This is a genomic window from Nocardia carnea NBRC 14403, from assembly GCF_000308515.1.
Classification (GTDB): Bacteria; Actinomycetota; Actinomycetes; order Mycobacteriales; family Mycobacteriaceae; genus Nocardia; species Nocardia carnea.
Map to the genome: position 1 here is coordinate 32,304 of NZ_BAFV01000048.1, position 13,012 is coordinate 45,315.

The window sequence follows — 13,012 nt, forward strand, 5'->3', positions numbered from 1 at the left end:
ATCGGTCGGCTCAGCCGATCGCGGCGGCAGCCAGCATGTAGGCCATCCCGAGGTCCATGATCACGTGCGGTAGTACCCCGAGCGGGAACCCGCGACCCGGCGGGTCCGGATGCGCCGCCCACCACAAACGGCCTCCGCGCAGCGCCGTCACCGCTACCGCGACCGCATCGCCCAGGAACAACAGCGCGAGGACGGTCACCGGCACCACCCCCGGCCCACCGCTGTGTCCGGCAGCGGAATGTCCGGACATGGTCACCAGCATCACCCCGGCCGCGCCGAGGTGATAACCGAGGGCGCCGGCCCGTCCCGCACCGGCTGCGCGATTGCGCACGAGCCGTGCCGCCGACAGCACACCGAATACCAGCGTCATCGCGAGCAGCACACCGTGTAACGCGTGAGCGTGGACCTCGGCGGGAAACAACACCATGACCGACATCACAGCGCACATCAACAAATGCGCCGCATCCGATTCGTGGTCGCCGTCCGCACTTCCGCAGCCCGCGCCGGACGCGGCCGGCGGCCCCGCCCGCGCCGGACGCGGCGTCACCCGGACCAGCACCACCGCGGCCGCGACGGCGAAGGCGAGCGCGACACAAACCCGTACCGCCGTCTGGTCGATCCCGAATTCGCCCATGCCGCATTACCTTTCACGAAGGGAGTGCCAGCGAGTATCGTCGCACGGCATCCCCGGCCAGGGCACGGGTTCGATCGGAACGGACACAACCAGCGTGCCGCACCGGCGCTCGGCTGCCGGCCGCCCGGCGTGGCCCTGATTCGCGCGCTGTGCGGTGGCGCAGCCCGCCCGGCCGTCGATCGCATGGCGACCCACCGCGACCGCCGCCGGTGGCTGCCCGGGGTTTCGTTACGCTGGTTGTCGCAATGACCAGGACTGCAGTCACTCACCGGGAGCTTCGTACCCGGTTGGCCTCACTCACCCTCCGCGACGAACACCGGCTGCGCAAACGGCTCGACCGGGTACGCGGCGGCGATCTCACCCCGATCGAATCCGAGATCGGTGCCGCCGAACAACGCGTCGCCGCGCGGCGCGCGGCGCTTCCCGCGATCACCTACCCGGAGCAACTCCCGGTGACGGCGCGGCGCGCCGATATCGCCGCCGCCATCGCCGCCAACCAGGTGGTGGTGGTCGCCGGGGAGACCGGGTCCGGTAAGACCACGCAGATCCCGAAGATCTGCCTCGAATTGGGCCGGGGTGTCCGCGGAGCGATCGGGCATACCCAGCCGCGCCGGCTGGCGGCCCGTACGGTCGCGGAGCGGATCGCCACGGAGCTGGACACCGAACTGGGTGACGCGGTCGGCTACACCGTGCGGTTCACCGATCAGGCCGCCGAGCACACACTGGTCAAACTGATGACCGACGGAATCCTGCTCGCGGAGATCCAGCGCGACCGCATGTTGTGGGCCTACGACACGATCATCATCGACGAGGCCCATGAGCGCAGCCTCAATATCGACTTCCTGCTCGGATATCTGAAGCAGCTGCTACCGCGCCGGCCGGACCTGAAGATCATCATCACCTCGGCCACCATCGATCCGGAGTTGTTCGCCCGGCATTTCGCGGACGGGGCGGGTAATCCGGCACCGATCGTCGAGGTGTCGGGCCGCTCGTATCCCGTCGAGCTCCGGTACCGTCCGCTGGCACTGCCGGTCGCGGCGGATACCGACGACGACGAGGACCGCGCGGTGGATCGCGACCCGGTCGACGCGATCTGCGATGCCGTGGTCGAACTGTTCGCCGAGGGCGACGGCGATGTGCTGGTCTTCCTGTCCGGCGAACGGGAGATCCGCGATACCGCCGATGCCCTCATCGATCTGAAACTCCCCCGCACCGAGATCCTGCCGCTGTACGCGCGGCTGTCGGCTGCCGAACAGCACCGTGTCTTCGCACCGCATACCGGGCGCCGGGTGGTCCTGGCGACGAACGTCGCCGAGACCTCGTTGACGGTCCCGGGGATCCGCTACGTCATCGACCCCGGTACCGCGCGGATTTCCCGGTACTCGATGCGGACCAAGGTGCAGCGGCTGCCGATCGAACCGATTTCCCAGGCCTCGGCGCGGCAGCGGTCGGGCCGTTGCGGCCGGGTGGCCGACGGTATCTGCATCCGCCTGTACTCCGAGGACGATTTCGACGCGCGCCCGGCGTTCACGGATCCGGAGATCCTGCGCACCAATCTCGCCGCGGTCATCCTGCAGATGACCTCGCTCGGCCTCGGCGATATCGAACGATTCCCATTCGTCGAGGCGCCCGACAACAGGGCGGTCCGCGACGGTGTCGCGCTGCTCGAGGAACTCGGCGCGCTGACTCGCCGGCCGGCGGACACACGGGGCGGCGGTCCGGCCGGCACTTCGCACCATCGGGCCGGAGACGATGCGGCCGCCACCGAAGCGCGCAGTCCGGACTCGACCGAGGCGGGCGCCACCGGCCGACCGGGCACCGGCATCCGGTCCGCCGCCGTTTCGCAGGGCGAACCGTCCGGAGCCGCTGCTCCGGACGCGGACCCCGCAGAATCCCGTCCGGGCCGACGTACCGCACATACCGGCAGCTCGGGGCATACGCTCACCGCGACCGGGCGCGAGATGGCCAGGCTGCCGGTGGATCCCCGGATGGGCCGCATGCTCGTCGAGGCGCACCGCACCGGCTGTCTGGCCGATGTGCTGGTGATCGTGGCGGCGTTGTCGATCCAGGACGTCCGCGAACGGCCGGCCGATCAGCAGCAGGCCGCCGATACCGCTCATGCCCGGTTCAGTGTGCCGAATTCGGATTTCCTGGCCTATCTGCGGCTGTGGGAGTACCTCAACGGTCAGCGACGGGCCCTGTCGGCCAACCGGTTCCGGCGGATGTGCCGGGAGGAGTTCCTGCACTACCTGCGGATCCGGGAATGGCAGGATCTCTACGGCCAGTTACGCACCATCACCAAGGGGATGGGCTGGTCGCTGCACGACGGCTCGGCCGATTCCGCGCCGGCGCAGCGCACCGCCGCGGGGGAAACAGCCGGCAAGGCCGGCAATTCCCGGCGGCGGGGCCGCCACACCAGGAAACCGGAGCGTACAGAGGGCGGCCGCGATACCGCCGCCGCTCGCCCCCTGTCCGGCCCGCGGACGCTCGACGAGATGACACCGGATACCGATCCCTGGGATTCGACGGCGATCCATCAGGCGCTGCTCGCGGGCATGCTGTCGCATATCGGTGTCCGCGAGGCCGAATCCCGCGAGTTCCTGGGTGCGCGCAATGCCAAGTTCATGATCTTCCCGGGATCCGGGCTGGCCAAAAAACCGCCGCGCTGGGTGATGGCGGCGGAACTGGTGGAAACCTCCCGGCTGTGGGGCCGGATGGCGGCCCGGATCGAACCCGAGTGGGCCGAACGGCTCGCCGGGGATCTGGTGAAACGCCACTACTCGGAACCACACTGGTCGTCGCGGCGCGGCACCGCGCGCGCCTACGAACGCGTAACGCTCTACGGGGTTCCGCTGGTCACCGGCCGGCTCGTCGACTACGGCCGGATCGACCCGGAAACGACCCGGGAACTGTTCCTGCGGCATGCGCTGGTCCAGGGCGAATGGGACACCCGGCACGAGTTCTTCCACCGCAACCGCGCCCTGCTCGACGATATCGCCGACTTGGAGCACCGGGCCCGGCGCCGCGATATCCTCGTCGACGACGAGGTGCTGTTCGATTTCTACGATCAGCGGATACCGGCCGATATCGTCTCGGTCCGGCATTTCGACACATGGTGGAAAACCGCCCGCCGCAGCGACCCGCACCAGCTCGATTTCACCACCGACGCCGTGGTAAACGAGGGCGCCGACCGGCTGGACCCGGCGGCTTTCCCCGACACCTGGCGGCAGGGAGAGTTATCGTTCCCGCTGACATACCAGTTCGAGCCGGGGCAGGCCGACGACGGTGTGACGGTGCGGATTCCGGTCGCGCAGCTGGCCCATGTCCGGGCGGTCGGATTCGACTGGCTGGTGCCCGGGCTGCGGGCGGAGCTGGCCGCGGCGCTCATCAAAACCCTGCCCAAACAGTTGCGGCGGACGGTGGTACCCGCCCCGGATTTCGCCACCGCCGCGCTGGCCGCGCTCACTGCCCGCGCCGAACCGTTACGCGCCGGATTGGCCCGGGAGCTCACCCGGCTGGCGGGAATCCCCATCACCGCGGCCGATCTGAACCCCGCCGCGCTCCCGGACCATCTCCGCATGACCTTCGCCGCCGTCGATACCGATGGCCGGATCCTGGATACCAGCAAAAGCCTGGCCGAGCTCAGAACCCGGCTGTCCGATCAGGTTTCGGCGTCGGTGGCAGCGGCGACGGCCGGAGCCGAACGGGCCGCCGCCACGGTGTGGACATCGGAATCGCTGGGCACCCTGCCCGCGACGGTGCGCCGGGAGGTCGCCGGTCAGCCGATCACCGGCTATCCCGCGCTGGTACCGGAAGCCGACGGTGTCGCGGTCCGCGTGCTCAAGACACCGGGCGAACAGGCCCGGGCCATGCGCGCCGGAATGCGGGCACTGGTGCTGGCCGCGATCCCGACCTCCGCCCGTGCGGTGACCGCCGGCCTGTCGCCGGCGGACCGGTTGGTACTGAGCCAGAACCCGTACGGATCGGTAGACGCACTGGTGGAGGATTGCCGCGCGGCGGCCGCGGATCAGCTCATCGCCGCCGCCGGTGGACCGGTCCGCGACCCGGATCGGTTCGACCGGCTCGTGACGGGGATCCGGCCGAAGTTCAACGAGGTCGTGGCCCGGATAGTCCGCCTGGTGGTCCCGGTACTCGCCGCGGCACACGAGGTTTCGGCCGCTCTGCCGGGGGTCCGGGAATCCGATATCGCCGACGATGTGCGAGAGCAGCTGGCGGAACTGGTATTCGACGGTTTCGTATCGGAGTGGGGCCCGGCGCGGTTACGGGAACTCCCCCGCTACCTCCGGGGCGCCGCCGCCCGGCTCGCGGCGCTGCCCGGTTCGGCCGATCGCGACCGCCGGGCCATGTCGGAACTCGATGCGGCGTCCGCCGTCTACGATCGCCTGATCGCCGGTTCACCGGAATCGCGGCGGCGGGCACCCGAGGTCGCCGAGATCTGGTGGATGCTCCAGGAATTGCGGGTGAGCCTGTTCGCACAGAAACTCGGCACACCGTATCCGGTCTCGGTGAAACGCATCCAGAAAGCAGCCGACGCCGCCCGGCGCTGAAGGCGGCCAGGTGTGCGGCCGCACCGGATCAGTCGTTCGCGGCGACCGCCGCACGCGCCCGGCGTATCTCCCGGATCTCGCGTTCGAAATCGTCGGCCGAGGTGAACGATCGATACACCGAGGCGAAGCGCAGATACGCCACCTCGTCCAGTTCGCGTAGCGGCCCGAGTATCGCCAGCCCGACCTCATGGCTCGGCACCTCGGGCGAACCCTTGGCCCGGACCGCGTCCTCGACCTGTTGTGCCAGCAGGTTCAGTGCATCGTCGTCGACCTCGCGGCCCTGACAGGCACGGCGCACGCCGCGAATAACCTTTTCCCGGCTGAAGGGTTCGGTGACTCCGCTGCGTTTGACCACGGAGAGAATCGCCGTTTCCACGGTGGTGAAGCGGCGGCCACATTCCGGGCATGCGCGTCTGCGGCGAATGGCGGCGCCCTCGTCGGCCAGTCGCGAGTCGACGACCCGGGAGTCGGGGTGTCGGCAGTACGGGCAATGCATCCGGGGTCCTTCGTCGCTGCGAACGCTCGCGGCCGAACCGGCGGCGGTCGCGGGTCCGGCGAGCGCTGGCACCGGGTGGCTGCCCGGTACCGGGAGGGCCGGTGACAGGCACCGGCTCATCTGCATAACACATCGAGGATACCGGCATGGGGTGTGCCGCGCTTTCCCTCACCCCGGGACGGCACACGGACGGGTGCACGACCTACCGGACTGCCGCCGGGCCACCGGGCGCCCCAGGCACCGCCACGGCCGGAATTCCGGGCAGTTCCGGGGCCGGCGGCGGCTCGGGGGCGCGCAGATGGGCGAGCGCCAGGAACCCCGCCACGACCCCGGCTGTGAACAGGGCCGTCGCCGCTGTCGCCGCGAACCCGGCACGGGCGCACTGAACGAGTTCGGCAGGTTCCGGCACGACGGCCCGGCCCCGGGCGGCGGGTTCGGTGCGCAGAGCGGCGGCTTCGGTGCGCAGAGCGACAGGCGCACCGCCGCCGGGCCACGACCCCGGCCGCGCGACCGCGGCGCAGGGCCGGGGCGCGCGGCCGGGATGCGAGAGCCGCACCGGTGACTCGCCCTCACCCGGACGGCGCATTCCGGTGTCCCCCGGTGGGCGGGGAACCGGTGCCGTCCGGCTGGTGACGTCTTCCCACGCACCGGTGCCGGTCACGCTGATCGCAGTGTTCATCGGATGGACCTCCGTGCTGGTCGCTCGCGGAACCTCGGGCGGTATTCGATCAAATGTTCGACGAACTGATGTTCGATTTCTACCACGCGAAGGGGGATGATGTCAGTAGCAACGCCGGACATACCTCGAACAGATGTTTGATAGATCGCAGCGGTCGGACTAGATTCACTGCACGGTATGAACTTCGGGTACGTCCGGAGCGGATCCGCCCGCCGGGCACGGGTCCACCGGGCGCGGAGACCGACGAGAAAGGGCGGTTGTGGTGAGCCAATCAGACACGGGCGACGGGGCCGAGACCGGCGCCGGCCCCGAGCCGGCGGCAACCGGGGCGGATCTCACCGTGCGTCAGCGCAAAGTGCTCGACGTGATCCGTTCCTCGGTGAGCCTGCGCGGCTACCCGCCCAGCATCCGCGAGATCGGTGACGCGGTGGGGTTGAACTCCACCTCCTCGGTCGCCCACCAGCTGCGCACCCTGGAACGCAAGGGTTATCTGCGCCGCGACCCCAACCGCCCGCGCGCCGTGGATGTACGCGGTATGGACGAAGCCGTCCGTTCGGTCACCACCTTGGCGCCTGCCGATACCGCGGGTGCGGTACCGGCCACCGAGGACGGCAACGCCGATCAGCCCGTCCCCACCTACGTACCGGTACTCGGGCGGATCGCCGCCGGTGGCCCGATCCTGGCCGAACAAGCGGTGGAGGATGTATTCCCGCTCCCGCGCGAACTGGTCGGTGACGGCTCGCTGTTCCTGTTGCGGGTGGTCGGTGAGTCCATGGTCGACGCCGCGATCTGCGACGGCGACTGGGTGGTGGTGCGCCAGCAGAACGTGGCCGACAACGGCGATATCGTCGCCGCGATGCTCGACGGCGAGGCCACGGTGAAAACGTTCAAACGCAGCGGTGAGGATGTCTGGCTGATGCCGCACAACCCGCTGTTCGAACCGATCCCGGGTAACGACGCACGCATCCTCGGCAAGGTCGTCACGGTGATCCGCAAGATCTGAGCGCCCATATCCCTGCCGGTCGTCGCGAATCACCCGCAGGGATGTGGTCGCGGCACCGGAAACCTTCCCACTCGAGTGGCCGGACCCGGCCTGCGGCAGGAACGTATGCCGGGCTCGCCGGCCCGGCATACGGAGTACCGGGTTCGGTGAGCGACGGAACTGGGTGAACGCGGATGGCCGGTAACAGCATTCCGGTAGCGCGCCCACGCTGCGACACCGAGGACACCGGCCCGCCCGAACTGGTGTGGTACGCGGCCTACGGGTCGAATGCGGACCCGGACCGTCTGACCTGTTACCTCGTCGGTGACACCCCGGACGGCGCGATGACTACGCCCGGCACAGTATCGAGCGCGGACGGTTCCGACCGGCCGCCCGTTCGCGGTTGCCGGGACAGTACGCCGCCCGCCCGGTCGATCGGAATCGTCCTACCCGGAGTGCTCTATTTCGCTACCGAATCGGCGATCTGGACCGGCGGCCGGGCCTTCTACGATCCCGCAACGCCCGCCGAAACACCTGCTCGCGCCTATCTGCTCACCCGCGCCCAGTTCAGCGATGTCGCCGCGCAGGAGATGTACCGGCCGCCCGGCACCGATCTGGATCTCACCGAGGCACTGCGCACCGGCCGGTCGCGGTTCGGACCCGGCCGCTACGAAACCCTGGTGTGCCCGGGTTCCTACGAGGGTGTGCCGATCGTGACCTGCACTGCCGACCGGCGCTGGCGCGACCTGCCGGGAAACCCACCGGCGCCGGCCTATCTGCGCCGGATCGCCATCGGCCTGCGGGCGGCGCACCACTGGTCCGATACCGATACGGCCGCCTATCTCGCCACTCGCCCGGGCGCGGCAGGGTATTGGACCCCGCGCATGGTTGCCGAATTACTGCGCGACGACTGACCCGGCCGGGCAGTTCTGCCGTGACGAGGCCGGCCACGCCGCCCTCTACAGAACCGGCGTGGCCTCGGGTCGGCCTCGCTGTGACCGATCAGGACCCGGGGCTCGCCTGCTCGCGCGCTTCCAGCGCCACCGAGATCGCCTGGGCTCCCACCTTGATGAGGTGCGCATAGCGCTCCCGGTCGGCCGGCCCCACCTCCGCTCGCAGCGGGCCGAACTGAACTTCGTACGGCACCTCGTCGCCGCGGAACACCGGCGCGGAGACGTAACTGACCGGAAGCGATCGGGGGGTCGCGATATCGGCTGCGGTGTATGCGCGCGAGGTCAGCCGGGAAAGCTGGCGCAGCAGTTTCGCGCGCAGGGCGGGCTGCAGGAGTTCGGCGCCGAGCGCGCCGAACAGTTCGGTGAGCACATCGACCAGCCCGGCATCGTCATCCTTCGGCCGGAACATCGCGAATCCGTGTGTGGTGACGAAGTAGAGCAGATCCCGGGCGCCTTCGCGGCCGGCCGCCGAGCGCAACCATCGTTCCCGTTCACCGGCCGGCCGCCACGGCATCACCGCCGCCCCGGCCGGGTATGCCAGCGGAATCGACTGCCCCACCGACAGGCCCGGCACGATCGTCTCGCCCGCATAGTGTTTCGCGACGATGGTGAGCCGGTCGCCGGCGATCCGGCTCAGCGTCGCCCCGCATCCGGCCGCTTCCGCGAGCGCGGCGAGTTCCGCGCCGACGGCCCCGCCCGCCTCGACGGCTTCGGTGCCGGCCAGCCGCGCCAGGGCCGGTCCCGGCCGGTACGCCAGGCTCGCATCGCGGGTCACCCACTGCGCGGCGCACAGTTCGGTGAGTACGGCCGTCACCGTCGCCCGCGCCAGCGAGAGCCGGTCCACGATCTCGGTTACCGTGAGCGCCCGCGACGATTCCGCGAGGAGTTCGACCACCGCCACCACCCGCCGGGTGGGCGGGGATTCCGAAGCCGCCATCTCGATCTGCTCCCTTGTCGCAGGCCCAGGCGGGCCCTACACTGCATCGACTATTCGATATCGATTTGTCGAATAGTCGTCATCAGCGTAGTAGACCTTCAGGAGGAGCCCAATGATTCTGGACAGGTTCCGGCTCGACGACCGAGTCGCCATCGTCACCGGCGCCGGACGCGGTCTCGGCGCCGCGATCGCGCTGGGCTTCGCCGAGGCCGGTGCGGACGTAGTGATCGCCGCCCGCACCGAATCCGACCTGAACGCGGTCGCCGGGCAGATCCGCGACCTCGGCCGGCGAGCCCATACCGTGGTGGCCGACCTCTCCGATGCCGACGCCTGCGCCGCCTTGGCCGGCACCGCTGCGGAAGAATTCGGCCGGCTCGATATCGTGGTGAACAATGTCGGCGGCGCCATGCCGAAACCCCTGCTCGATACCTCCCCGGAAACCATGACGGAGGCATTCGAGTTCAATGTCGCCAATGCCCATGCCCTGATCCGGGCCGCCGTACCGGTCATGCTGGATACCGCCGACGGCGGTTCGATCATCAACATCACCTCGACCATGGGCCGGCTGCCCGGCCGGGCCTTCGCCGCCTACGGCACCGCGAAGGCCGCGCTCGCGCACTACACCCGGCTGTCCGCGATGGATCTGTGCCCGCGTATCCGGGTCAACGCCATCGCCCCCGGCTCCATCGCGACCTCCTCGTTGAAGGTGGTCGCCGACGACGACAACCTGCGTGGCGCGCTGGAGAAGGCGACCCCGCTGGGCCGGATCGGCGATCCGGCCGATATCGCTGCCACTGCCTTGTTCCTCGCCTCCCCCGCGGGCGGTTACCTGACCGGCAAGGTGATCGAAACCGATGGCGGACTGATCGCTCCGAATCTCGATATGCCGATCCCGGATCTGTGAGGTGACATCATGACCTATCGCGTAGTGCACTGGGGCACCGGCAATGTCGGCAGACACGCCCTGGCCGGCATCATCGGCGACCCGCGGCTCGAGCTCGTCGGCGTGCGAGTGTCCAGCAGCGAGAAGGAGGGTCGCGACGCCGGTGAGCTCGCCGGCCTCGAGGTCCGGACCGGTATATCGGCGACCACCGATACGGCGGCGCTGCTGGCCGCGAAGCCCGATGTGGTGGTGTACACCGCCATGACCGATAACCGGCTCATGGAGGCTCTCGGCGATCTGCGGACGATTCTGTCGGCGGGTATCGACATCGTGGCCAGCGCTCCGGTGTTCCTGCAGTACCCGTGGAAAGTCCTGCCGGACGACCTGCTGCGCCCCGTCGAGGAGGCTGCGGCGGCGGGCGGCGCCTCGTTGTTCGTCAACGGTATCGACCCGGGGTTCGCCAATGATCTCCTGCCCCTGGCGCTCGCCGGTACCTGCCGCCGGGTCGACCGGATCCGCTGTATGGAGATCGTCGACTACGCCACCTACGACAACGCGGCCGTGATGTTCGACATCATGGGCTTCGGGAAACCCCTGGACGAAACCCCCATGCTGCTCCAGCCCGGGGTGCTGTCGCTGGCCTGGGGCAGTGTGGTGCGGCAGTTGGCGGCCGGGCTCGGGGTGGAATTGGACAGCGTCACCGAAACCCATGAACGGATCCCCGCGCCGGAGGATTTCACTATCGCGGCGGGCGCGATAGCGGCCGGCACCACCGCCGGACTGCGGTTCGAGGTTCGCGGGATGGTCGGCGACGAGGTGGTCACGGTGCTGGAACACGTCACCCGGCTGCGCGCCGACCTGGCCCCGGACTGGCCGCAACCGGCACAGGAGGGCGGCTCCTACCGGGTGGAGATCACCGGTGAACCGCACTACAGCATGGATATCTGCCTGGCCAGCGACCAGGGCGATCACAACCACGCCGGACTAGTGGCCACGGCGATGCGCGTGGTCAATGCCATTCCAGCGGTGGTGGCGGCGGCACCGGGTATCCGCACCACCCTGGATCTTCCCCTGATCACCGGTCCCGGCCGGGAAATGAGCGCCCCCAGTTCATGATTCGGCACGCACGGCGGGTGAGGCATGCCGCAGCCGGCACACTCACCCGCCGTGACAAGACCTATTGACGCATCGCCGGTTGCTCCTGGCGCGCCCGGCCTCTACGCCGGGCCACCTGGTACTTCGGTATACCGGATTCCGCTACGCGCATTCCACCCACTCGGACTCTCGTCGCACCCCGATCGGCTCGGAGTGGTTGAATGCGATCCGGAATGTCACCGGCGAGCGGTGACCCGGTGACTGCACGGCCGCGCCGGCCGCGGTCCGTACCATGAGGCGGTTGTTTTCCGTATGGAAGAGTTCCTCGGCAACGCCAGTGGCTTCATCTGGGGCCCCTGGTTGCTGATTCCCCTGCTCCTGCTGACGGGGCTATATCTGACCGTGCTGCTGCGCGGAATACAGTTCCGCCGGTTCGCGCTCGCGTTCCGCCTCGGCTTCGTCGAACGCACCGATGCCGGCGCCGAAGGCGATATCTCCCACTATCAGGCCTTGTCGACCGCCTTGGCGGCAACGGTGGGCGTCGGCAATATCGCCGGTGTCGCCACCGCGATCTCGCTCGGTGGCCCGGGCGCGGTCCTGTGGATGTGGCTGACCGGGCTTGTCGGCATGGCCACCAAATACAGCGAGGCATTCCTGGGTGTCCGGTTCCGGCGCACCGACGCCGCCGGTAAACAGGCCGGTGGCCCGATGCACTACCTGAAGCAGGGCATCAAGGGGCCCGTGGGTATCTTCCTCGGCGGATTCTTCGCGGTGGCCGGAGTGCTGGCGTCGTTCGGCATCGGCAATATGACGCAGGCCAATACGGTTGCGGCGAACGTCGAGTCGGAATGGGGCCTGGCGCCCTGGATCACCGGGCTGATCATCACCGTCTTGGCCGGAGCGGTGATCCTCGGCGGCATCAAGGGGATCGGCCGGGTCGCCAGCATTTTCGTACCGGTGATGATCGTGCTCTACATCCTGGGCGCCCTCGCCGTACTGATCTTCCGTATCGAGGAACTCCCCGCGGCGATCGGTGAGATCGTCACCGATGCCTTCACTGGGACCGCCGCTACCGGCGGTTTCGTCGGAGCCGGTGTGGCCGCAGCCATCCAGTACGGCGTGGCCCGGGGTATTTTCTCCAACGAGTCCGGGCTCGGCACCGGCGGTATCGCCGCGGCCGCGGCCGCGACCACCCATCCGGTGCGCCAGGCCCTGGTGTCGATGACCCAGACCTTCATCGACACTCTGGTTGTGGTCTCCTTCACCGGTTTGGTGATCGTGGTGACCGGAGTCTGGAAGACCGACGCCTCGCCGGCGACCTTCACTGCCACCGCGTTCGCCGATGCGCTGCCCGGAACTTGGGGCAGTGTCATCGTGACGGTCAGCATCGTCTTCTTCGCGTTCTCCACCATCCTCGGCTGGTCCTACTACGGCGACCGCTGCATCGAGTTCTTGTTCGGCAATGCGCTGGTAGTCCCGTACCGGATCGTGTTCATCCTGGTGGTCTTCATCGGCGCGACCAGGGAACTGGAGACCGTATGGCTGTTCTCCGATGTCGCCAACGGCCTGATGGCACTGCCGAACCTCATCGGCCTGCTGATTCTGTCCCCCCTGGTGTACCGAGAGACCAGGGCCTATTTCGATCGCAAGCAGAGCCTGGATATCCGGGCCGAAGCGAAATGAGCCGGTGCGCAGCGTGACCCGGTACGAGGGTCCGGCCGCACGGCGCTGACCATACGGCGAGGGGCAAGGTATCCGCGGATACCTTGCCCCTCGGTGTATTCG

General features: G+C 68.9%; 10 protein-coding genes. 6 read left to right on the forward strand and 4 right to left on the reverse strand.

The window, feature by feature from the left end; translation table 11 throughout:
* Positions 1 to 10: 10 nt before the first annotated feature.
* Complete coding sequence (locus ON22_RS16855) at positions 11 to 634, reverse strand: DUF5134 domain-containing protein (protein ID WP_033241489.1); 624 nt, start codon at positions 632 to 634, stop codon at positions 11 to 13.
* Between the two features lie 245 nt (positions 635 to 879).
* Between ON22_RS16855 and hrpA the strand changes: the two genes are divergently transcribed.
* Positions 880 to 5,202 (forward strand): ATP-dependent RNA helicase HrpA, encoded by a 4,323-nt coding sequence (gene hrpA / locus ON22_RS16860; RefSeq protein WP_033241488.1) that lies wholly within the window; start codon positions 880 to 882, stop codon positions 5,200 to 5,202.
* Positions 5,203 to 5,230: 28 nt separating this feature from the next.
* Here hrpA and nrdR read toward each other — a convergent pair whose 3' ends face one another.
* Together nrdR and ON22_RS16870 are read right to left on the reverse strand one after the other, a co-directional pair.
* A complete protein-coding gene (gene nrdR / locus ON22_RS16865; RefSeq protein ID WP_033242242.1) occupies positions 5,231 to 5,698 on the reverse strand; it encodes a transcriptional regulator NrdR in 468 nt (155 codons plus the stop codon).
* Positions 5,699 to 5,900: 202 nt separating this feature from the next.
* Entirely contained in the window at positions 5,901 to 6,377 is a 477-nt protein-coding gene (locus tag ON22_RS16870) for a hypothetical protein (protein WP_033241487.1), read from the reverse strand.
* A 259-nt stretch (positions 6,378 to 6,636) separates the two neighbouring features.
* Here ON22_RS16870 and lexA point away from each other — a divergent pair, with 259 nt between their 5' ends.
* On the forward strand, positions 6,637 to 7,380 hold the full coding sequence (gene lexA, locus ON22_RS16880) for a transcriptional repressor LexA (RefSeq protein WP_033241485.1): 744 nt from the start codon (positions 6,637 to 6,639) through the stop codon (positions 7,378 to 7,380).
* Between the two features lie 173 nt (positions 7,381 to 7,553).
* Positions 7,554 to 8,273: a hypothetical protein gene (locus ON22_RS16885; RefSeq protein WP_033241484.1), complete on the forward strand. Its 720-nt coding sequence runs from the start codon at positions 7,554 to 7,556 to the stop codon at positions 8,271 to 8,273.
* 88 nt (positions 8,274 to 8,361) lie between these two features.
* On the opposite strand, the gene ON22_RS16890 is transcribed toward ON22_RS16885, so the two are convergent.
* Positions 8,362 to 9,249 carry a helix-turn-helix domain-containing protein gene (locus ON22_RS16890; protein WP_033241483.1) on the reverse strand — a complete coding sequence of 296 codons (888 nt, stop codon included), beginning with the start codon at positions 9,247 to 9,249 and terminating at the stop codon, positions 8,362 to 8,364.
* 112 nt (positions 9,250 to 9,361) lie between these two features.
* Here ON22_RS16890 and ON22_RS16895 point away from each other — a divergent pair, with 112 nt between their 5' ends.
* The 3 genes from ON22_RS16895 (at position 9,362) to ON22_RS16905 (ending at position 12,910) form a co-directional block, all read left to right on the forward strand.
* On the forward strand, positions 9,362 to 10,153 hold the full coding sequence (locus tag ON22_RS16895; protein ID WP_033241482.1) for an SDR family oxidoreductase: 792 nt from the start codon (positions 9,362 to 9,364) through the stop codon (positions 10,151 to 10,153).
* Between the two features lie 9 nt (positions 10,154 to 10,162).
* Positions 10,163 to 11,248, forward strand: coding sequence for an NAD(P)H-dependent amine dehydrogenase family protein (locus ON22_RS16900; protein ID WP_033241481.1), 1,086 nt, complete (start codon positions 10,163 to 10,165; stop codon positions 11,246 to 11,248).
* Positions 11,249 to 11,539: 291 nt separating this feature from the next.
* Positions 11,540 to 12,910, forward strand: coding sequence for an alanine/glycine:cation symporter family protein (locus tag ON22_RS16905; RefSeq protein ID WP_033241480.1), 1,371 nt, complete (start codon positions 11,540 to 11,542; stop codon positions 12,908 to 12,910).
* The last annotated feature ends 102 nt before the right edge of the window (positions 12,911 to 13,012 follow it).

What these genes read in the sequence shown, in the direction of transcription:
- ON22_RS16900 (WP_033241481.1), top strand. Translation starts at nt 10,163, where the DNA reads ATGACCTATCGCGTAGTGCACTGGGGCACCGGCAATGTCGGCAGACAC.
- ON22_RS16895 (WP_033241482.1), top strand. Translation starts at nt 9,362, where the DNA reads ATGATTCTGGACAGGTTCCGGCTCGACGACCGAGTCGCCATCGTCACC.
- ON22_RS16885 (WP_033241484.1), top strand. Translation starts at nt 7,554, where the DNA reads ATGGCCGGTAACAGCATTCCGGTAGCGCGCCCACGCTGCGACACCGAG.
- ON22_RS16855 (WP_033241489.1), bottom strand. Translation starts at nt 634, where the DNA reads ATGGGCGAATTCGGGATCGACCAGACGGCGGTACGGGTTTGTGTCGCG.
- hrpA (WP_033241488.1), top strand. Translation starts at nt 880, where the DNA reads ATGACCAGGACTGCAGTCACTCACCGGGAGCTTCGTACCCGGTTGGCC.
- ON22_RS16870 (WP_033241487.1), bottom strand. Translation starts at nt 6,377, where the DNA reads ATGAACACTGCGATCAGCGTGACCGGCACCGGTGCGTGGGAAGACGTC.
- nrdR (WP_033242242.1), bottom strand. Translation starts at nt 5,698, where the DNA reads ATGCATTGCCCGTACTGCCGACACCCCGACTCCCGGGTCGTCGACTCG.
- ON22_RS16890 (WP_033241483.1), bottom strand. Translation starts at nt 9,249, where the DNA reads ATGGCGGCTTCGGAATCCCCGCCCACCCGGCGGGTGGTGGCGGTGGTC.
- ON22_RS16905 (WP_033241480.1), top strand. Translation starts at nt 11,540, where the DNA reads ATGGAAGAGTTCCTCGGCAACGCCAGTGGCTTCATCTGGGGCCCCTGG.